Origin of the sequence: Psychroserpens sp. XS_ASV72 (assembly GCF_041224425.1) — a bacterium.
In the GTDB taxonomy this organism is placed as follows: domain Bacteria; phylum Bacteroidota; class Bacteroidia; order Flavobacteriales; family Flavobacteriaceae; genus Psychroserpens.
Genome location: NZ_JBGFGL010000077.1, coordinates 459,571 through 480,946, shown reverse-complemented (window position 1 = coordinate 480,946; position 21,376 = coordinate 459,571). Strand labels below are relative to the sequence as shown.

The following is a 21,376-nucleotide window of genomic DNA, read 5'->3' as shown; positions in this document are numbered from 1 at the left end:
AGCGAACATCATGTGTTCAATGGCTGCTGATTTTGAGGCTGCAAACGCAACCTACAGCAACGGACTAGAGGGTACTGCATGTGAGATCTCAGGAGAGATCGAAGCGGTAGTTGTTAAGGACTACGATGCTTGTGGCGGAACAATCACGATCACTTACAACGGTAAGGACGAGTGTGATAGAGACCTAGAGGCAGGACCATTTGTGATTACTGTGGACCCAGCACCAGAGGCTGAGGTAACGGCTCCTCAATTCCCATTGGATATTGAGTGTGTTGATGCCGAAGGATTCGAGGCTGCAAATGCAACCTATAGCAACGGTCTAGAGGAAACTGCATGTGAGATCTCAGGAGAGATTGAAGCGGTAGTTGTTAAGGACTACGATGCTTGTGGCGGAACGATCACGATCACTTACAACGGTAAGGACGAATGTGAGAGAGACTTGGAGGCAGGACCTTATACTATTGAGGTGAAGCCAGCACCAGCTCCAGTATTCGATGAAATCGATGATGATAGTATTGCATGTGAGGACCTAGCGTCTTACGTACCAGAATTCTTAGGATATTCTAACGGAATTGAAGGACCATGTGGTATTAACGGTGAAGTTCAAGGTGTGGCAGAACCATTTGATGGAAGCTGTGGTACTTTTGAAGTGAACTTCTCATATGTATCTTGTGGTGTTGAAATTACAGCTAAGCAAATTATTACTGTAATTGATGAAACTGCTCCAATGTTATTAGAGCCAGGTTCATTACCTCAAGGATTATCTGATGTTAATGCATGTTTAGCAGATGCACCAGCTCCTCCAACAGAAGAGGAAATAGAAGCATTGTATTCTGATAACTGTGGAAACGTAAATGCAACTTTAGAAATCGTTTCTCCTCAAGAGAATACAGATTGTCTATGGGCAGTATTATACAGATTTACAATTCAAGATGACTGCGGTAATTTTGCAGCACCTGTTAAGATTTACCATAATGGTGGAGACCAATCTGCACCTGAATTAGTTGGTGAATTACCAGAAGGTGTTAGTGGATTACAATGTTTAAGTGAAAACCCAGGAGCACCATCATTAGATGCTATCCAAGCGGCTTACACTGATAACTGTGGTGATGTGATTATTACGCCATACGAACCAGTTATTGAAGGTGACGATTGTGGTTGGACTGCTACTTATGAGTATGAAATTAAAGACTCTTGTGGTAATAAATTGCCTAACCTAGTAATCGAGAACAGTGGTGCAGATACTATGCCTCCAACATTAGATGGAGAAATCCCAATGGGACAAAATAGTGTTAATGCTTGTATTGATTCTGATTTAGGAGAGCCTACTGAAGAAGAAATCGCTGAGTTGTTCTCTGATAACTGTACTGAAATCACAGCTGATAATGTAACCAAAGTTGAAAAACTTGCTATTGGATCAGATTGTGAGTGGATTAGAGTATTTGAATATACTGTTGCTGATGACTGTGGTAATGAATACCCAGTATTCAAAGTGAACTATCAAGGTGGAGATACTGAAGCGCCTACGTTTGAAGTATTCCCAGAGGATATCACTATTGAGTGTTCTGAAGTTGAAAACTTAGAATTGTTCACAATCCTTCAGTATTTAGATGCAAATGAAGTACCATTCCCTGTGGCTGTAGATAACTGTTCTGTTACGTTAGAATACATGCCAGACGTAGTTGAAGGTCCACAAGAATGTCCTACTGTAGCTGTATGTACTAAGAAGTTCATTGCTACTGATGGATGTGGAAACTCTACTGAGAGAACATTAACAGTTACTATTATTGATACTGAAGGACCAATCATTGAATGTCCAGAAGATATTGACTTTGGTATTGTTGATGAAGCTCCAACTGAATTTGCTGACAAAGCAACTTGGGTAGATTGCCAAGGTTCAGGAGAAACTGCTGATTACTCAGACAGTGAAATTACTGAAACTGTAGCGTCTTCTACATCAGGTGAGTACTTGTTTACTTTTGAAGAAGGTTACATCCTTAACTTAGGAAATGGACCTACTGGAATGATGAATGATTATCCAGTATACGAAGGTGTGATTACTAGCTTAGGTGGTGATTTATTACCACAGTATGGTACATTCCAAGTGGTTTATAACCCAGGTGAAGGTCACTATGAAGTACTTCAAGACTTTGGAGACGGACCATTTGTAGCTGGTATTGCAAGTGCTGATGCATTTGAAAATTGTGATGCTCAAGGATTTGAATTCTATTCAACTGATGGTCATAACAAAGCGTTTACTTTACAGTGTCCTGTAACTTCTACAACTACAACGTATACATTTATACGTGAGTTCACTGCTACAGATGCTTGTGGAAACTCAAGTAAGTGTGATGTTACTTATACTTGGACTATTGAAGAAGGATGTGATGATGATGCTCCAGTATTAGATTGTCCTGCTGATGAAGACTTTGGAATGGTTTACTATGATCCAACATCATTTGCAACTTCTGTATCATATACAGATAATGAAGGTAGTGGTGTGACAGGAGATTACACAGATAGTGCAATCACTGAAACATATACTACATACTATGATGGAACATTGACTATCGAATGCTGGTATGCTGGTTCTGTTTTCAGTACTTGGACATATTCTAAAGTTGGAGTAGACAATGATGGATATGCTATTTACGAAGGTACCAATAGTAATACAGGATCAACTCTTTATACGATATCTTACGATAGTAATTTAGGTAGATTCTGGGGTGTTGCTAATCTTAGTTCAGGAGAGTACTTCTATGTTGAAACAACAGAGTTGGATGCTCCATGTGATGGATGGGTTGAAGAAACAACTTGTGATTCAATCAGCACTTACTGTGGTGGTATTGATGCCGTTACTAGAAGTTTCACTAGAACCTTTACTGCAGAAGATAGCTGTGGTAACGTAGGAAGCTGTTCAGTAACTTATACTTGGCATTTACCAATTCTATATAGAAACCAAGGTTCATCTATATCTGAATCAACTCCAAGTGTAAGCAACGCTGAAGAGAAAATCGACTTCAAAGCGTATCCAGTACCATTTGATACTGAAGTAACAATCTCTTACGAGTTTGACTACAGAACAGATGTAACAATCGAATTGTTCGATACTAAAGGCCTAATGGTTTCTAGTGTAACTAACGATAGATATGTTGCAGGTTCAACAGGAAGAACTAAAATAGATCTTTCTAAAACACCTAGTCAAGTATTGTATGTGAAGTTAACTACTAGTAGAGGTACGGTTACTAAGAAGATTGTGTCTTCTGGTAGATAGACTGATAAATAATTAGGGTTTTCCCTAAGGGTAATAAACAAAAGGCAGCTAGAAATAGCTGCCTTTTTTATATGTAATAAAACTTGTTTATGGCCACCAGTTATAAAAGGATTGAATGTCTAAAACTTTTACTCGAATAAAAATTGTTGGGATGTGAATAGTCTAATTAGGTTTATCCAATAATAAATCTAAACTAAAATGAGGAAATTTGTTGAGCCCAAGCTGTAGCATCCTCAATAGTATTGAAAATCTCAAAAGGTTTGTTTAGAAAGAGTTTTTCAATCTCAGCATTGCGCTTAGCTTTGTAATCTGAAGAGACTACACAAAAGCCTGCTAGATTATTAATTTTAGAAGTTTCTCTGTAAACCGCAGGATCTACGGCATAGGAATTAATGCGGTGTGTAATGTATACAAAGTCCTTGTTCTTGTAATAAGTATCAGCAACATTCAATAAAACATCGTTGTGTTTTGGAGTAACAGTGACACCTTCGTTAATAACAACTATCATATAGTTGTCATAAATATGCATAGTGCAAAAATCATATTTTAACACATCAGTCATATCTAAAGTTAATCAATAGTGCAATGAAATCAAAAAAAAGAGCCTTGAAACTTTTCAAGGCTCTTTTTTAATTCTCAAAAATGATTATGATTCTGAGTGCTTTTTAGGCTTTTCAATCTTTATGGATAACTCATTGTTTTTAGAATCTAAATCCATAATAATAGTGTCACCTTCGTGCAATTTCGAGTTAATGATTTCTTCAGCTAAAGCATCTTCAATGTATTTCTGTATAGCCCGTTTTAAAGGTCTAGCGCCATACTGTTGATCAAAACCTTTGTCAGCAATATAATCTTTCGCCTTCGATGTTAATTTGAGCTCATAGCCAAGATCCTTGATGCGGAGGATAAGTTGCTTCAATTCAATATCAATAATTTTGTTGATATCCTCTTTCTCTAAAACATTGAATACCATTACATCATCAATTCTATTTAAGAATTCTGGAGCAAATGCTTTTTTAAGAGCATTCTCAATAATACTTCTTGAATTGTCGTTAGCTTGAGCTGTTTTGGCTGCCGTTCCGAATCCAACACCTTGTCCGAAGTCCTTCAATTTTCTGGCTCCAATATTAGAGGTCATGATTATGATCGTATTTCTGAAATCGATCTTTCGTCCTAAGCTATCAGTAAGATAACCATCGTCTAAAACCTGAAGCAACATATTGAAAACATCTGGATGCGCTTTCTCAATTTCATCAAGCAATACAACTGCATAAGGCTTGCGTCTCACTTTTTCTGTAAGTTGACCACCTTCCTCATAACCAACATATCCTGGAGGTGCACCAATAAGTCTAGAGATAGCGAATTTTTCCATGTATTCACTCATGTCTATTCTTACCAAGGCATCTTCACTGTCAAATAATTCACGAGCCAACACTTTGGCTAACTGTGTTTTACCAACACCTGTTTGACCCAAAAATATAAATGAACCAATAGGTTTGTTCGGATCTTTAAGTCCGGCACGATTACGTTGGATTGCCTTAACGACTTTTGCTACTGCTTCATCTTGACCAATAACCTTACCTTTAATAAGTTCAGGTAATTGAGCCAATTTATTACTTTCAGTCTGTGCAATTTTATTCACAGGAATTCCTGTCATCATAGAAACCACATCGGCAACATTATCTTCAGTAACAACTTCACGGTGTTGTTTGGTTTCTTCTTCCCATTTTTCTTGAGCTACAGCAAGTTCTTTTTCCAAACGTTTTTCATCATCTCTTAACTTGGCTGCCTCTTCGTACTTTTGCTTTTTAACAACAGTATTTTTAGTTTCCTTAACCTTCTCAAGCTTATTTTCTAGTTCTAAAATCTGTTTTGGGACATCTATATTGGTAATGTGAACCCTTGATCCAGCTTCATCTAAAGCATCGATAGCCTTGTCTGGTAAAAAGCGTTCCGTCATATACCTACTGGTTAATTTCACACAAGCCTCAATAGCTTCTGGAGTGTAATCAACGTTGTGATGTTCTTCGTATTTTCCTTTAATATTATTAAGGATTTCTATGGTTTCCTCAATAGAAGTAGGTTCTATAATGACTTTTTGGAATCGACGCTCTAAGGCACCATCCTTTTCAATATGTTGTCTGTACTCGTCAAGAGTGGTGGCACCAATACATTGAATTTCACCTCTCGCCAACGCTGGTTTGAACATATTGGAAGCATCTAAACTACCTGTAGCACCACCAGCACCAACAATGGTGTGGATTTCATCTATGAACAAAATAATGTCATCATTCTTTTCAAGTTCGTTCATGACCGCTTTCATACGCTCTTCAAATTGACCTCTATATTTTGTGCCAGCCACCAAACTAGCCAAATCAAGAGTCACAACACGTTTGTTGAAAAGAATACGGGACACTTTTCGCTTTACAATCCTAAGTGCTAAACCTTCAGCAATGGCAGATTTACCAACACCTGGTTCACCAATTAGTAGAGGGTTGTTCTTTTTTCGTCGACTTAAAATTTGAGATACACGTTGTATTTCCTTTTCTCGTCCAACAACAGGGTCAAGCTTCCCTTCTTCGGCTAAAACCGTTAAATCCCTTCCAAAATTATCTAAAACAGGTGTTTTGGACTTTTTTGTAGGTTTAGAGCCTGATTGTCCGAAAGGATTTTGTTTTGCATCACCTTCATCGGTAGTTTCATCATCTGAAAAAGATTCAGCTTTCGGTGTATCTAGAAAATCATCTTCGTTTGTTATCATAAATTTGAATTGTTCTTTAACATTATCATAATCTACCTTTAGCTTATTTAAAAGCTTAGTTGTTGGGTCATTTTCATTTCTTAATATGCACAACAACAAATGCGCAGTGTTAATTGAAGAGCTTTGAAACAATTTAGCTTCTAAGAAAGTAGTCTTCAAAGCACGCTCAGCCTGTCTTGTTAAATGTAGGTTTTTCTTTTCGTTGGATGAGACGGTAATGTTTGGATTAGCTGGGCTCAGAATTTCTACCTTTCGTCTCAAATGGTTCAAGTCGATTTCCAGAGCACTAAGAATATCAATGGCTTTTCCGCTACCATCACGAAGTAAACCCAGCATCAAATGTTCAGTGCCAATAAAATCATGACCTAAACGCAAGGCTTCTTCTTTGCTAAAAGCAATTACATCTTTTACTCTAGGGGAAAAATTATCATCCATAAATAAACTCTTTCTGCATTAAAAATAATAAAAACTACTATACAACGACAAAAACTATACCTTAAATATATAATTACGACAATAGACAAAAAAAACTTTACAAAATCAAAATGTTTTGCAATGAACTTATTAAAAAAAACGGTTAAATCTTGTTAATAAAAAAAACTAAAAAACGATTTAAACTCATTATAAACACTAAGGAATTGGTTATCTTAGCATGTTTTGAAAACCTACAAAAAATCAAATTATTTATTTTATGGCAGAAGGAGAAAAACTGATTCCAATTAACATTGAAGATGAAATGAAATCGGCTTACATTGATTATTCAATGTCGGTCATTGTGTCACGAGCACTTCCAGATGTACGAGATGGATTAAAACCGGTTCATAGACGTGTATTGTTTGGAATGCATGAACTTGGAGTAAGGTCTAATACAGCATATAAGAAATCAGCTAGAATTGTTGGTGAGGTACTTGGAAAATATCATCCACATGGTGATACTTCAGTATACGATACAATGGTTCGTATGGCTCAAGAATGGAGTTTGCGATACATGTTGGTTGACGGTCAAGGAAACTTTGGTTCAGTTGATGGTGATAGTCCTGCAGCAATGCGTTATACAGAAGCGAGAATGCAAAAGATTTCTGAGGAAATGCTTGCCGATATTGACAAGGAAACAGTTGACCATAAATTAAATTTTGACGATACTTTACAGGAGCCTACGGTTTTACCTACTAGAATTCCAGGTTTATTGGTTAATGGTGCTTCAGGTATTGCTGTTGGTATGGCAACCAATATGCCTCCTCATAATCTTACTGAAGTTGTTAATGGAACCATTGCTTACATTGATAACAACGATATTGAGATTGATGAGTTAATGCAACATGTCAAAGCGCCAGATTTCCCAACAGGTGGAACAATCTATGGTTATGATGGCGTGAAAGAGGCTTTTCATACAGGGCGTGGACGTATAGTGATGCGAGGTAAGGCCAATGTCGAGGAAGTAGACGGAAGGGAGTGTATTATCGTGAACGAGATTCCATATCAAGTCAATAAAGCAGATATGATTAAAAAGACTGCAGACTTGATTAATGACAAAAAATTGGATGGTATTGCTTCTATACGTGATGAATCCGATAGAAATGGAATGCGAATAGTATACGTTCTGAAACGTGATGCCATCCCAAACATAGTATTAAATAAGCTTTATAAATACACTGCGCTACAATCGTCTTTCAGTGTTAATAATATTGCTTTAGTCAACGGAAGACCTCAGTTATTGAATCTTAAAGATTTGATACTTCACTTTGTTGATCACAGACATGAGGTGGTTGTGAGACGTACAACATACGAATTGCGTAAAGCTGAAGAACGCGCACATATTTTAGAAGGTCTTATTATTGCTTCAGATAATATTGATGAAGTGATTGCTTTGATCAGAGCGTCTTCAAATGCTGAAGAAGCTAGGGAAAAGTTAATTGAACGTTTTGAGCTTTCAGAGATTCAAGCGAAAGCTATTGTAGAAATGCGTCTACGTCAATTAACAGGACTGGAGCAAGATAAATTGCGTTCTGAATATGACGATTTGATGAAGACCATTGAAGACCTTAAAGACATTCTCGATAAAAAAGAACGTCGAATGGATATTATTAAAGAGGAGCTTGAGGTTGTTAAGGAAAAATACGGTGATGAAAGACGATCGGTTATAGAATATGCAGGTGGTGACTTAAGTATAGAAGATATGATTCCAGATGAAAAGGTAGTTATTACTATTTCTCATGCTGGTTATATCAAGCGTACGTCTCTTACCGAATACAAAACCCAAAATAGAGGAGGTGTTGGACAAAAAGCTTCTACTACAAGAAATGAGGATTTCTTAGAAGATCTGTTTGTAGGAACAAACCACCAATACATGCTATTCTTTACTCAAAAAGGAAAATGTTTCTGGATGCGTGTTTATGAAATTCCAGAAGGCAGTAAGACGTCTAAAGGTAGAGCCATACAGAATTTGATCAATATTGAACAAGATGATAAGGTGATGGCTTTTATCTGTACCCAAGACTTAAAAGATGAGGACTACATCAACAGTCATTTTGTCATAATGGCTACTAAGAATGGACAGGTTAAGAAAACATCTTTAGAACAGTATTCACGTCCGAGAACCAATGGAATCAATGCGATTACCATTAAAGAAAATGATGAGTTGTTGGAAGCAAAGCTTACAACTGGAGACAGCCAGGTAATGTTGGCTCTAAAATCAGGAAAGGCCATTAGATTCGAAGAAGCCAAAACGCGCCCAATGGGACGAAATGCTTCAGGTGTTAGAGGTATCACATTAGCTGATGATAAGGATGAGGTCGTTGGTATGATTGCCATTGAGAATCCACAAGAAGAATCAGTATTGGTTGTTTCTGAAAAGGGCTATGGTAAACGTACCTATATAGATGATCCTGAAGATGGAGAAGCTGTTTATAGAATTACCAATCGAGGTGGTAAAGGAGTAAAAACAATTTCCATTACAGACAAAACAGGACATTTAGTTGCCATAAAATCGGTTACAGATGAAGATGATTTGATGATTATCAATAAATCTGGTATTGCGATTAGAATGGCTGTCAATAGCTTAAGAGTTATGGGACGTGCGACCCAAGGTGTCAAACTGATTAACCTCAAAGGGAATGATTCTATCGCTGCGGTTGCTAAAGTAACTAAGGGAGAAGAAGACGATGAGGATACAATGGGTGAATCAACTGAGATTCAAAATGAAAATGAGGATGGCACAACTATTGATAACAATAACAACGAATAAAACAATTTAACACTAAAAACACTTTAAACTAATGAAAAAACAAATTGTAGTTGCTTTAGCACTTTTAGTGAGTACGTTTTCGTTTTCCCAAAAAGATGAACTAAAGGATGCTGAAAAAGCACTAAGAGACAACAATTTTGCCGATGCCAAAGCTGCTTTAAAATTAGCGGAACCTCTAATGGGTTCTGCTGACGAAAAGATGCAAGCAAAATATTACTTTTTGAAAGGACAAGCTTTATATGCTAATGGAGCTGGAAACAATGATGATGTAAATAATGCCATCAGTAACTTTAACAAAGTATTGGAAGTTGAAAAGGCTTCAGGTAAATCGAAGTACACGTCTGAGGTTGAAACGTTAAAAGAAAAAATGCTTGGTGATTTTTTAACGCAAGCACAAACTGACTTGAAAGAGAAACGTTATATCAAGTCTTCAGATGGTTTTAACAAAGCCTATCGTATGTCGCCTAAGGATACATTGTATCTTTATTATGCTGCCTCAACTGCGGTTACAGGTCAAGACTATCAAACATCTCTGAAATACTATGAAGAGTTAAGGGATCTTGGTTATAATGGTGTTCAAACAGAATACACAGCTATAAACAAAGAAACGAATGAAGAAGAGCAGTTTCCTAGTGAACAACTTAGAGATATTGCTGTTAGAGGAGGAACCCACATTGCTCCAAAAGAGACGAAAACAGATTCTAAATCTGCTGAAATCGTAAAGAATATCGCTCTTATCTACATAAGTAATGGAGAAGACGAAAAAGCGACTGAGGCTATTAAGGAAGCTCGAGCACAAAATCCTGATGATGTATCCTTGATTATTTCTGAAGCTAACATTGCTTTGAAACTAGAAGATAATGCTAGATTCAAGACCTTAATGGAAGAAGCGACTCTTAAAGATCCAAACAATCCATCATTGCGTTATAATATTGGAGTAATGACGATGAAGGAAGGGCAATACGAAGCGGCTAGAAAGTCGTTCAATAAAGCTTTAGAACTTGATCCAACTATGAGAGATGCCGCATTGAATGTTTCAACAACTTACATTGAAGAGGGCAATATGTTGGTAGAACAAATGAACAACTTAGGAACTTCAGATGCTGATTTTAAGAAGTATGATGAATTGAAAGCTCAGAAAGAAGAATTCTTTAGAATGGGAGCTAAAGTACTTGAAGACTTTTTAGTGAATAACCCAAATGGAAGCAATGATGTGTTCCAACAACTTAACAATATCTATTTGGCAATAGGAGAAGTAGATAAAGCTAAAAAGTATAAAGCGAGAATAAAAGAGTAATATGCTCTTCAAATAATTTAAATAAAAAAGCCACTTTAGAAAAAGTGGCTTTTTTTATATGATCTTTTTAATGACCCGAAGTTTATGGGTATGCATTTTTTTATCGACATTATAAATTCCACTATGGTCAATTCTATCTATACGAACTTTTCCATGTGCATGAATGATATAATTGTTTTCCATCATCAAACCTACATGAATGATATCGCCTTCACTGTTGTCAAAAAAAGCAAGATCTCCAGGTTCACTTTCTTCAATAAAACTTAATGCTTCACCTTGTGTAGCTTGTTGTGAAGCATCTCTCAATAATTCGTGACCGTTGAGTTTATAGACCATTTGTGTCAAACCAGAACAATCGATTCCAAAAGGCGTTTTTCCACCCCATAGATAGGGAGCATTAAGATAGGTGTAAGCTGTTTTTATAAGTTGATCTTTAGGTTGTTTTCCAGAAATGGAATGGCCATCAAAATCATGCTTTAATAAATTTAAAGCATTTAATGAAGCTCCCAAGGGAATGGTAAGCAATTGCTCATTTTGATCTTTAACGAATTCTACCAAATCACCGGATAGTAATCGTTCCTCTTTTGTTAATGTTTTGTAATCGTCTTCAGAGATTTCTAAATATTGCTTATTGTCAATCCAGCCTTCGTAATTGTCATAAGCCAATCGTATTCTGCTCCATGACTTACGCTGTTCCAATACCTTAAACAACTCACCGTATAATACTTGCGAAACAAGCTCAGTAGAATCACTCGGTTCAGCTCTAAGAGGAACAATGCTTAAATTACAAATTCCGTATTGCATTAAAACAGTTTAATTACGTTCAATAACCATCGCTGAAGCTCCACCACCACCATTACAAATAGCGGCTGCGCCAATTTTGGCATTGTTTTGTTCAAGAACGTTCAATAAAGTTATCAGTATTCGTACACCTGAACAGCCTAGTGGGTGCCCAAGAGATACGGCACCTCCATTGACATTAACGTTAGAATCTTTAAGACCTAATATCTTCATGTTGGCAAGTCCTACAACCGAAAACGCTTCGTTAAATTCAAAATAATCAACGTCTTCAATAGCAACACCAGCTTTATTCAAAGCTTTTGGTAAGGCTTTGGCAGGAGCCGTTGTAAACCATTTAGGTTCTTGTGCAGCATCGGCATAACTTTTTATTGTAGCTAAAGGTTTTAGACCTAATGACTCTGCTTTTTCCTTACTCATTAAAACCATAGCGCCTGCACCATCATTTATAGTTGAGGCATTAGCGGCAGTAACGGTTCCGTCTTTAGTAAATGCTGGTCTTAACGACGGAATTTTTTCCATTCTCACATTAGAGTATTCCTCATCTTTTGAAACCACAATGGCATCTCCACGTCTCTGTGGCACTTCAACAGGAACAACTTCGTTGTCAAATTTTCCAGCTTCCCAAGCAGCAGCAGAACGGTTGTAAGATTGTATAGCAAAAGCATCCTGATCTTCACGTGAGAAATTGTATTCTACAGCACAAGCATCAGCACAAACTCCCATGGCATTGTTATCATAAGCATCTACAAGTCCATCTTTTTGCATGCCATCTTCCAATGTAGCTGGACCGAATTTGGTTGCGCTTCTTGCGTGGTAATAATGAGGGATCAAACTCATGTTCTCCATTCCACCAGCAACTATAATTTCAGCATCACCTAAAGCAATAGCTTGAGCAGCTTGCATGACAGCTTTCATACCAGAAGAACATACTTTATTTACGGTAGTACATGGAACAGTGTCTGGAATCCCAGCATAAATTGCTGCTTGTCTCGCAGGAGCTTGACCAGTTCCCGCCTGAACAACATTTCCCATCAATACTTCTTCAACAAGTTCTGGATTTAGATTGATTTTATCTAATGCACCTTTAATTGCTACAGCGCCTAATCGAGGTGCTGGAACCGTTGATAAGGCACCTAAAAAACTTCCTATTGGAGTTCTTGCAGCAGATACAATAACTACTTCTTTGCTCATTTTATTTTCTTTTGGTTTACTTTCTGCAAAACTAATCATTTTTAATAGATTTTTTGCTATCAAATCAATAGTATCAAAACTTTAATCTATTATATTTTCTTACTTTTGAAAGGAATAACAATCGGTGTTAGTACATTTATAAAAGCTCACATAGGAAAACTGCAAAATGGAAGATTTAATCAATAAGTGGTATAAAAACCATTCACTTTTATATAAAGTGTTGTTGTTCTTAAGCACCACTTTTTTGATTGTTTATATGTTCCCTAAAAGTGGCAAATTCAAATATGATTTTGATAAAGGGAAACCATGGCAATCTGAAAATCTTTTAGCACCATTTGATTTTGCCATTCAAAAATCTGAGGCAGAAATCAATCAGGAAAAATTAGAGATAAAAAATGCCAGTGCTATTTATTTTGATGTTAATACGAGCGTAAAACCAGAGGTTTTATCAGCTTATGAGACGAAATTTAGTAGTGTTTTTTCTGATACGATTCAAAAGAGAAACATGGTTTTTGAATTGGGTAAATCTGCACTTCAAAACATATATGAATATGGTGTCTTAGATGAAAACTACAAATATCCTGAAGATAAAACGGTCGTCCTGTTAGAAAACCAAACACAAATAGCAAGAATTTCTTATGGTGATTTGACAAAGATAGACGGATTTAGGACCATCATTGAAGAGTCATTGAATAGTAATGCTTTACCGATTTATAAAACCAAATTTGTTTCTCTTTTCTTCGATATAGTAAAGCCTAATATAAGTTTGAATTCTTCATTAACCAATAATGCATTGCAGGAAGAACTGAATGCTATCTCGCAGGTTAGGGGAAGTATTGAAAAAGGGACTTTGATCATTTCCAAAGGAGAAATTGTTGAGGGCAGTAAGTATGATGTTTTAAGATCTTTAGAGTCTGAATACGAGTCCCAGGTTTGGAATGCCTCAGATTATACCTTGGTTATTTTTGCTTATGCTTTATTGGTTGCTTTGGCACTACTAATGTTATTGTTGTTCTTAAGAAAGTATAGAATTGAAGTTTTTTTAGACAATACTAAAGTCACTTTTATTTTTTTCAATATTCTTTTGATGATTTTATTGACCACATTAATCATCAATTACAATGCAAAGTACGTTTATGTAATACCACTTTGTATTCTTCCATTGGTTCTTAAAGCATTTTTTGATGCTAGGTTAGGTCTGTTCGCACACGTACTTACCGTTTTGCTTTTAGGTTTTATTGTACCCAATAGCTATGAGTACATGTTTTTGCAGATTATAGCTGGTATCGTAACCATTTTGACCGTTTCTGAATTGTACAAACGTGCTAATTTGTTTATCTCAGTTGGACAAATTACACTGATTTACATTATAGCCTACTTTGCTTTTTTTGTTATTCATGAAGGTAATATTTCGAATTTGAAATGGGAGACTTTCGGACTTTTCATTTTGTGTGGACTTGCAACATTGTTTGTACAACCACTCATTTATATTTATGAAAAGTTATTCGGTTTGGTTTCTGATGTCTCGTTGTTAGAGCTTTCAGACACCAATACAAAGTTACTTAAAGAGCTTTCCAATAAAGCACCAGGAACGTTTCACCACTCGCTTAATGTGGCAAATCTTGCGGAAGCTTCAGCCAATGAAGTAGGAGCAAATGCTATGTTGGTTCGGGTTGGAGCATTATACCATGACATAGGCAAAATGAAATCGCCAACGTATTTCACCGAAAACCAAGCCACTGGCATCAATCCACATGATGAATTGTCTCCAATAGAAAGCGCAAAGATCATCATTAACCATGTCATTGATGGAATTGAAATAGCCAAAAAGTATAATCTTCCAGATCGAGTCATAGATTTTATAAGATCACATCATGGCACGAGTATGGTCTATTATTTTTACAGAAAGGAACAGGAAGTCAATCAATCGGTTTCTGAAGATGAATTTAGGTATCCTGGACCAAAACCATTTAGCAAGGAAACGGCTATCTTGATGATGTGTGATAGTGTTGAAGCGGCTTCAAAAAGTTTGAAAGAACCTTCGTCAACTAAGATTGATGCATTTGTAGAATCGATTATTACCAAACAAATGGACGATGGCCAATTTTTGAATGCAAATATTACATTTAAGGAAATCCAATTAATAAAGAAAATTCTTAAAAATAAGCTGGCTAACATATTCCACCTCAGAATAGAATATCCAGAATAGCAAAATCCTTCGGAAAAAGTTATAAAAATAGTTGCGTTCTTGCTAATGAAAAGTTACATTTGCATCCGATTTTAAAAGAACGTTCTTTAAAGATAAATAGGAGAGGTGCCAGAGTGGTAATGGAGCAGATTGCTAATCTGTCAACGCGTAAGTGTTGCCCGGGTTCGAGTCCCGGTCTCTCCGCTTTTTTTATCAATTTTTTCGGAGTGTAGCGTAGCCCGGTTATCGCGCCGCGTTTGGGACGCGGAGGTCGCAGGTTCGAATCCTGCCACTCCGACTTTTATGGTCGCGTAGCTCAGCTGGATAGAGCATCTGCCTTCTAAGCAGACGGTCACAGGTTCGAATCCTGTCGCGATCACAAGAAGCCATTTCTTAACAGAAGTGGCTTTTTTGTTTTGATTAACTTATGTTTATTAAATGATTAAAAATGTATTTCGTCGAATTAAAATATCATTTAATCGATGTTTTTATTTGTTTTTATTAAATATTAATCTACATTTGTACCATAATTTTCATTAAACCCCAAAACGATGAAAAACCTACTTAAAGCATTTGCTTTTGCAATTGCGCTATCTACATGTTATAATTGTTCTGTTGAATCAGCAGAAACAAATCAAGAAAACTTAAGTGATAATACAATTGAGGAAGTGACTTCAATTACTGATACCGCTCAAACCAATTGTGTTAGTCAAGACCCACAAGCAAGACTTATAAATAATAGCCTTGTATCTGTCGATTTTGAAGTCTTTGATCAATTTGGAATTCTTATGACTCATGCTTACGGTGTGCCAGCTGGAAATGATTCTGCTACTTTGACATTTCCTGATGGGATAACGACTTTTGTTATTAGTACGTCAACAAATTCAAAATCTATTGATATTGATATGGGTGACTGTATGGTTTATGAAGTTGAAATTAACGAAAACAATCAGTTAAACACTGATGTTCCTATTCAACTTTAGAGCATAGAACTACAATTTTATTATTTTCAATACTAGTTGTAAAGAAAAGGTAAGTATTGCCACCATCTTTTATGCTGAACTTTTTTCGCAAAACCTGAACGTTTTCGGGAAAATTCCTAGTTGTGAGATTTGCCTTATTTGGTAAATTCTTTTTTAAGATTTTCTTTTGGTAAGGTAAGACAGATTCTATTTTGAATCGTCTTCCAGGGAAATCTATTAATTCATTTGAAGTATATAAATGACTATTTGGATGCAACTTGCATAAGTTGAACCTTTCAGAAATGCTTTTGAATGCTCCTGATTTGTATATAGCGACATTTGGCTCGTATAAGTAGGTTTTAGGTTCACTATATGATACTTTAGCTGAAGCCTCAGATGAAAGGTCAAATTGAAAATGATCCTGTTCTTTGTTAGTGATGTTAACGGCATGAACTGTAATTTTTTTTGTATTTTCTTTATTCAGTATCCACAAGACTTCTTTGAGTTCATTTTTAATAGCCACTATGTGTATAGTTTCTACATGCTTTAATTCAGATAAACCTGCACTGATATCCAATAGAGGAGCAGTTTTAATCATGATTTGATCGGCTTTCTCAAAAAGCAGGTCAAGATGTTGCGGAACATTCGGTTCACAATCTTTTAAGAAGAACACTTTTCCTTTGACATCATGTCTTCTCGAAGGATCGATATAAATCCAATCAAAATATTCTTCAGAATTTTTTAAAACCTCAATTCCATTGCTAGAAATAAAGTCAATATTATTGACATTTAATTGCTTGGCGTTATACTCTGCAATTTCAGAGAGATGAGGATTTTGCTCAATATGTATGACTTCAGGAGTGGTCTTTGCAAAATAATAACTATCAACTCCTAAACCTCCAGTAAGATCAATCAAACGATTACCTGAAACCAGTTTTGCTTTATAATATGCAGCTATTTCAGATGAGGTTTGCTCTATATTAAGTTTATTGGGATAATAAATTCCTTTCGTTTTAAACCAAGTAGGAAGTTTTTCCTTACACTTTCTCTTAGCTTCAATTTGCTCAACAATAACCTGTGTAGGAATTCCTTCAATGGTTTCATGACTAAGCAATAAAGAATGGATATCAGAATCTAAATGGGAATTGATAAAGGCTTGTATATCTGTATTTAGAACTTTTAAATTCAAACGAATCAAAGGTCTTTTGTCAGTCGTTTCACTACTTTGTTATCTGATAAGAATTCCTTTAGAATGACTTTTATGGCAGTATAGCTAGGAACAGCTACAATCATACCTATAATACCAAATAGCAATCCAGCAATTATAATGATGAGAAATATTTCTAAGGGATGCGATTTTACACTTTTGGAAAAAATGATAGGCTGGCTGAAAAAATTATCTACCAATTGTGCTATCACAAAACCGATCATTACATATATGGTTTTAGGTAGAATCACATCACTGAAACTTTCTCCAAGATTGCTTGACATTGACAGTACGATCATAAGTGCGCCACTAACCAACGGACCAACATAGGGAATCAAGTTTAGTAAGGCACATAAAAAAGCGATGACTATGGCATTGTCAATTCCAAAAATTAAAAGAACAATAGTATAAATCACAAATAAAATCAAGATCTGAAATATGAGTCCGACAAAATATCGTGATAATAAATCTTTGATTTTTTCTGAGGAAGCTTTCCAACGAGATTCCTTATTATCTGGTATGAAAGTCAGAATGCCGTTTTCAAAAAGTCGGCTATCCTTCAAAAAGAAAAAAGAAATAAATAAGACAGAAAACAACCCAATTATTGAACTGCCAATACCACCTAAGAACGAATTCAAAAAGTTGGGAAGTATAGAATAATCTAGCTTTGATAGCAAGCCCGAGTCTTTAATCGATTGTTCAACATCAAGTTGGCTTAAGTCAAAATACCTGATGATTTCAATGTACAGGTCTTCAGCGTTTTCCTGTAATTTATTGATATCTAAAAGTGATAAATTTTGTCCTTGCTCCACAACCAAAGGAATAAACATCCAAATAAGACCAAGAAAAAGTCCTATAAATAAAGACATGGTCATAATGACCGCAACCGTATTATTAAATTTTAGTTTTCGTCTTAAAAAAAGAACGATTGGTCTTCCTATGAGTGAAATAACCGCAGCGATGGCTATATAAACTAAAACCGATTGAATTCTGTAAAGAAAGTAGAGTATGAGCGCAACTCCCAATAGGATGGCAACTGCTCTTATAATTCCGTTGGCAATAGTTTTAGAATTCATGTTCTAAAGATATAAAAACTGTTATAACAACTGACGTGTAATTTCATATAATGCCACAGTGGTTGCCTGTACGACATTCATGCTACTATTTTGCCCATACATGTCAATGTGTATTATGGTGTCGGAAACACGCAACAAAGGTTCTGAAACACCAAAATTTTCATCACCTATTAACAATGCTACAGGTTTATTTTTAGAAATCTGAAATGTATGTATAGGTATGCTATTGTTTGTAATTTCAAGCGCCAAGATTTCATAGCCTATAGCTTTTAGGCTAGACACAACCGCTAAAGCATCATCAACAATCTCAAAATTCACAGATTTTTCAGTAGCTCTAGAAGTTTTGATCATTTTTCGACCCATTGGAATATTTTGTCCGCATAAAACTAGCTTTTCAATTCCGAAAGCATCTGCAGTTCTAAACAAGCTACCAATGTTTGGAGCATTGGATACATTTTCACACACTAATGTAATAGGAAAGGTCCGTTTTGAAAATGGTGATGAATAATGGTCGAGTTGCATCATCTAATTCTCGAAAGCAAACTTAACAATATTAGCTCCCATTTTTAAGGCTTTTTCTCTTACAGCTGGAGGATCGTTGTGAATTTCTGGGTCTTCCCAGCCATCTCCTAAATCACTTTCAAAAGTAAATAGTAGAACGAGCCTGTTCTCATGGAAAAGTCCGAAAGCTTGCGGACGTTTTCCGTCATGCTCATGTATTTTTGGAAGTCCGTCAGGAAAATCAAAGGCAGTATTAAATATTGGATGTGAAGCTGGTAACTCGATAAGTTCCTGATTGGGAAATACTTTTTTGAGTTCTTTTGTGATGTAAGGTTCCATTCCATAGTTGTCATCAATATGAATAAAACCACCGGAAATTAAATAATTTCTCAAATTTTCAGCATCCTCATCGCTAAAGAACACATTGCCATGTCCTGTCATGTGTAACATTGGAAATTGAAAAATATCAATACTTCCAATATCGACGATTTCAGGTTTTGTGTTGATTTTCGTATTGATATTTTCATTGCAATAAGCAATTAGGTTTGGTAATGCCGTCGGATTACTATACCAATCGCCACCACCTCTATATTTGGCTATTGCCAAGTCCTGTGCTGATAAAGTGTAGCAAGAGATCATGGCACAGATGGAAACTATTGATAGTATTTTTAAATGCTTTTGCATACTTCAAATGTAATCAAATGATTATTTGGGAAGAAGGTTTTAACGTTAGTTTAGATTTTTTCGAAATGTTTTTCTTCTTCTGAAAACCTCAGGTTTGAAATGCTTCCAAATCTTTTGGATGGCCTCATTCTCTTCAAGTTCAGGTGTTCTGTAGCAGTTTTCTATTTTTTTGGCTTCAAATACATCATAGTATTCATTAAAAATAACGGCATGAATTCCTTTGTTTTGGTACTCTGGATGAATTCCAATAAGGTAAAAAATAACGTCACGACTGTGTTTCTTTGCTTTTAGTATATGACTGAAACCAAAGGGAAATAGTTTGCCCTTGGCTTTTTGAAGCGCTTTTGCAAATGATGGCATAACGATAGCAAAACCAATTAAATCGTCATTTTTATCAAGTACAAATTTGATGTATTCAGGGTTGACAAAACTTACAAACTTACTTTTGAAATACTCTTTTTGTTTGTCTGTTATTTTAACAAAAGAGGCAAGAGATGCATAACTTTCATTAAACAAATCAAACATCCTATCGGCATAAGGCATGACCTCTTCGGTTTTCGTAAAACGGAGTGCTTTAAGTCCGTAACGACGTTTAATCAGTTCTTGAGCTTTTGCAAAAGACTCTGGATTTACATTTGAAAACTTAAAAGTGCTTTCTATGTAAGCTTTTTCAGGACTATAACCCAAAGCGTTGTAATGATCTACATAATAAGGATGATTATACCAAGTAATCATTGGAGCAATATGGTCATAACCTTCCGTAATGACACCTACTTTATCTAGATTGGAAAACCCAACAGGTCCTTCAGAAAACTCAAGACCTTGATCTTTGCCAATTTTTTCTACTTCTTCAATAAGTGCTTTTGAAACCGATTTGTCATCAATAAAATCAAACCATCCAAAACGCATTTTTTTGATGCCTTGTTCTTTGACTTCAAGCCAATTGATAATGGCTGCAATACGACCAACAATTTCCCCATCTTTATAAGCTAAGAAAAAATAGGCATCAGCATCATTGAAAATAGGGTTCTTGTCTTTATCGAATGTTTGTAGTTCTTGATTGATTATTGGTGGCACCCAATATTGAGAGCCTTTATAGATCTTAAACGGAAATTTCACAAATTCCTTTAAATCCTTTTTTGAATGTATTTCCCTAACTGTTACCATAAGTATAGAGCTTAAAGACTTCCATCATCATCAAAATCGATTTCATCCTTTTTCTTTTTTTTCCGTTTCTTCTTTTTTGATTTCTTTTTGCCATCATTAGCAGAATTTCCATTGTCAATTTCTTTGTCTTTATGGAAATCAAAACGATAAGAGGCTCCCAAATTTAAACTAAATACAGATGGCGTATCTTTAGTGTTTAAGGTTACCGCAGTATCTAGCTGAAAATCCTTGGTCCATAAATAAGCACCACCAAATCGGAAGAGGTTATCAGCATAATAGTCACTTTTAATGCCTTGCGTTTCAGCGAAAATAACCCATTGCGGATTAAAAGAATGGGTCAAGGTCAATATGTACTGAAAATCAGAATAGTCAGTTCCAATGCGATCTTTTATAAGGTTCATGACAAAAACCCAACCTCCAGCAAAATTATTTTGAGTGGCAATCATGATTTTCGGACTAAACCCTTCAATGCCTGGAGGTAAAAAAGAATTGTCTTTAGAATCAAAATTAGCACCAGCATAGATTGCTACTGCAGGAATAAGTGATTTTAATTTAAAGCTTCTGTTAGCGTGATAACTGTATAGGTTTGGTTTTTCATCTTCAGCATTCTTGTAAGGATCATAAACCAAATACTTAGCTCCAATAGCAAAATTCTTGAAATTTGATCGTTTGCCTTCCAACGGAACAAAACCTCTGTTATCGGTTATTTTATCGTTTTGATAAATTCCTTCGATATTGATTTCCAATTCTTCAAGTAATAGACCATACCTGGCAGAAAAATCAGCTCCAAAACCAGAAACTTCATACTTTAAAGGCGTATGTTTCTCTTTTATAATATATGGGCCAACCTCAAATTGTAACACATTGGTTCCAACAGAAAAAGCACTTCTTGAGACACCAGGTCTATTCGAATTGATTACTTCCGTGTACTGTGAAAAAGCATGATGTGAAGTCAATGCCATGAGTAACAATAAAGTAGTTTTAATAAGTTTCATAGGGTTTGTATTTGAATCAAATATAGAG

15 protein-coding genes and 3 tRNA genes are annotated in these 21,376 nt (G+C 35.8%); 8 read left to right on the top strand and 10 right to left on the bottom strand.

The window, feature by feature from the left end; genetic code table 11:
* Positions 1-3,274: T9SS type A sorting domain-containing protein (locus AB9K26_RS10945; RefSeq protein ID WP_369972591.1), on the top strand; the 3,274-nt coding region annotated here is incomplete at its 5' end.
* A 193-nt stretch (positions 3,275-3,467) separates the two neighbouring features.
* On the opposite strand, the gene AB9K26_RS10940 is transcribed toward AB9K26_RS10945, so the two are convergent.
* On the bottom strand, positions 3,468-3,836 hold the full coding sequence (locus tag AB9K26_RS10940; protein ID WP_369972590.1) for a hypothetical protein: 369 nt from the start codon (positions 3,834-3,836) through the stop codon (positions 3,468-3,470).
* 84 nt (positions 3,837-3,920) lie between these two features.
* Positions 3,921-6,470 carry an ATP-dependent Clp protease ATP-binding subunit gene (locus tag AB9K26_RS10935; protein ID WP_369972589.1) on the bottom strand — a complete coding sequence of 850 codons (2,550 nt, stop codon included), beginning with the start codon at positions 6,468-6,470 and terminating at the stop codon, positions 3,921-3,923.
* 256 nt (positions 6,471-6,726) lie between these two features.
* Between AB9K26_RS10935 and gyrA the strand changes: the two genes are divergently transcribed.
* Together gyrA and AB9K26_RS10925 are read left to right on the top strand one after the other, a co-directional pair.
* On the top strand, positions 6,727-9,279 hold the full coding sequence (gyrA, locus tag AB9K26_RS10930) for a DNA gyrase subunit A (RefSeq protein ID WP_369972588.1): 2,553 nt from the start codon (positions 6,727-6,729) through the stop codon (positions 9,277-9,279).
* 31 nt (positions 9,280-9,310) lie between these two features.
* Complete coding sequence (locus AB9K26_RS10925) at positions 9,311-10,576, top strand: tetratricopeptide repeat protein (RefSeq protein WP_369972587.1); 1,266 nt, start codon at positions 9,311-9,313, stop codon at positions 10,574-10,576.
* 54 nt (positions 10,577-10,630) lie between these two features.
* On the opposite strand, the gene AB9K26_RS10920 is transcribed toward AB9K26_RS10925, so the two are convergent.
* Together AB9K26_RS10920 and AB9K26_RS10915 are read right to left on the bottom strand one after the other, a co-directional pair.
* Positions 10,631-11,380 carry an NlpC/P60 family protein gene (locus AB9K26_RS10920; RefSeq protein WP_369972586.1) on the bottom strand — a complete coding sequence of 250 codons (750 nt, stop codon included), beginning with the start codon at positions 11,378-11,380 and terminating at the stop codon, positions 10,631-10,633.
* Between the two features lie 9 nt (positions 11,381-11,389).
* Entirely contained in the window at positions 11,390-12,568 is a 1,179-nt protein-coding gene (locus tag AB9K26_RS10915) for an acetyl-CoA C-acyltransferase (RefSeq protein WP_369972585.1), read from the bottom strand.
* Positions 12,569-12,734: 166 nt separating this feature from the next.
* Between AB9K26_RS10915 and AB9K26_RS10910 the strand changes: the two genes are divergently transcribed.
* From AB9K26_RS10910 to AB9K26_RS10890, 5 genes are all read left to right on the top strand, one after another.
* Positions 12,735-14,777: an HD family phosphohydrolase gene (locus AB9K26_RS10910; protein ID WP_369972584.1), complete on the top strand. Its 2,043-nt coding sequence runs from the start codon at positions 12,735-12,737 to the stop codon at positions 14,775-14,777.
* A 99-nt stretch (positions 14,778-14,876) separates the two neighbouring features.
* A tRNA-Ser gene (locus AB9K26_RS10905) sits at positions 14,877-14,960 on the top strand.
* A gap of 19 nt (positions 14,961-14,979) precedes the next feature.
* A tRNA-Pro gene (locus AB9K26_RS10900) sits at positions 14,980-15,054 on the top strand.
* A gap of 7 nt (positions 15,055-15,061) precedes the next feature.
* Positions 15,062-15,135 (top strand) — tRNA-Arg (locus AB9K26_RS10895).
* Between the two features lie 172 nt (positions 15,136-15,307).
* Positions 15,308-15,739, top strand: coding sequence for a hypothetical protein (locus AB9K26_RS10890; protein WP_369972583.1), 432 nt, complete (start codon positions 15,308-15,310; stop codon positions 15,737-15,739).
* Here the strand turns inward: AB9K26_RS10890 and AB9K26_RS10885 are convergent.
* From AB9K26_RS10885 to AB9K26_RS10860, 6 genes are all read right to left on the bottom strand, one after another.
* Positions 15,726-16,907 (bottom strand): class I SAM-dependent methyltransferase, encoded by a 1,182-nt coding sequence (locus tag AB9K26_RS10885; protein ID WP_369972582.1) that lies wholly within the window; start codon positions 16,905-16,907, stop codon positions 15,726-15,728. The genes AB9K26_RS10890 and AB9K26_RS10885 overlap by 14 nt on opposite strands.
* Positions 16,908-16,912: 5 nt before the next feature.
* Positions 16,913-18,001 carry an AI-2E family transporter gene (locus AB9K26_RS10880; RefSeq protein ID WP_369972581.1) on the bottom strand — a complete coding sequence of 363 codons (1,089 nt, stop codon included), beginning with the start codon at positions 17,999-18,001 and terminating at the stop codon, positions 16,913-16,915.
* Positions 18,002-18,022: 21 nt separating this feature from the next.
* Positions 18,023-18,526, bottom strand: coding sequence for a TrmH family RNA methyltransferase (locus AB9K26_RS10875; protein WP_369972580.1), 504 nt, complete (start codon positions 18,524-18,526; stop codon positions 18,023-18,025).
* A complete protein-coding gene (locus tag AB9K26_RS10870) occupies positions 18,527-19,141 on the bottom strand; it encodes a DUF4159 domain-containing protein (RefSeq protein ID WP_369972596.1) in 615 nt (204 codons plus the stop codon).
* 90 nt (positions 19,142-19,231) lie between these two features.
* Positions 19,232-20,353, bottom strand: a complete 1,122-nt coding sequence (locus AB9K26_RS10865) for a GTP cyclohydrolase (RefSeq protein ID WP_369972579.1) — start codon at positions 20,351-20,353, stop codon at positions 19,232-19,234.
* 11 nt (positions 20,354-20,364) lie between these two features.
* Positions 20,365-21,348 (bottom strand): transporter, encoded by a 984-nt coding sequence (locus AB9K26_RS10860; protein ID WP_369972578.1) that lies wholly within the window; start codon positions 21,346-21,348, stop codon positions 20,365-20,367.
* Positions 21,349-21,376 lie beyond the last annotated feature (28 nt).

Bases quoted from the DNA above. Each gene is read 5' to 3' on its own strand.
- AB9K26_RS10890 (WP_369972583.1), top strand. From the start codon at position 15,308: ATGAAAAACCTACTTAAAGCATTTGCTTTTGCAATTGCGCTATCTACA.
- AB9K26_RS10880 (WP_369972581.1), bottom strand. From the start codon at position 18,001: ATGAATTCTAAAACTATTGCCAACGGAATTATAAGAGCAGTTGCCATC.
- AB9K26_RS10870 (WP_369972596.1), bottom strand. From the start codon at position 19,141: ATGATCTCTTGCTACACTTTATCAGCACAGGACTTGGCAATAGCCAAA.
- AB9K26_RS10925 (WP_369972587.1), top strand. From the start codon at position 9,311: ATGAAAAAACAAATTGTAGTTGCTTTAGCACTTTTAGTGAGTACGTTT.
- AB9K26_RS10920 (WP_369972586.1), bottom strand. From the start codon at position 11,380: ATGCAATACGGAATTTGTAATTTAAGCATTGTTCCTCTTAGAGCTGAA.
- AB9K26_RS10875 (WP_369972580.1), bottom strand. From the start codon at position 18,526: ATGATGCAACTCGACCATTATTCATCACCATTTTCAAAACGGACCTTT.
- AB9K26_RS10940 (WP_369972590.1), bottom strand. From the start codon at position 3,836: ATGACTGATGTGTTAAAATATGATTTTTGCACTATGCATATTTATGAC.
- AB9K26_RS10915 (WP_369972585.1), bottom strand. From the start codon at position 12,568: ATGAGCAAAGAAGTAGTTATTGTATCTGCTGCAAGAACTCCAATAGGA.
- gyrA (WP_369972588.1), top strand. From the start codon at position 6,727: ATGGCAGAAGGAGAAAAACTGATTCCAATTAACATTGAAGATGAAATG.
- AB9K26_RS10935 (WP_369972589.1), bottom strand. From the start codon at position 6,470: ATGGATGATAATTTTTCCCCTAGAGTAAAAGATGTAATTGCTTTTAGC.
- AB9K26_RS10910 (WP_369972584.1), top strand. From the start codon at position 12,735: ATGGAAGATTTAATCAATAAGTGGTATAAAAACCATTCACTTTTATAT.
- AB9K26_RS10860 (WP_369972578.1), bottom strand. From the start codon at position 21,348: ATGAAACTTATTAAAACTACTTTATTGTTACTCATGGCATTGACTTCA.
- AB9K26_RS10865 (WP_369972579.1), bottom strand. From the start codon at position 20,353: ATGGTAACAGTTAGGGAAATACATTCAAAAAAGGATTTAAAGGAATTT.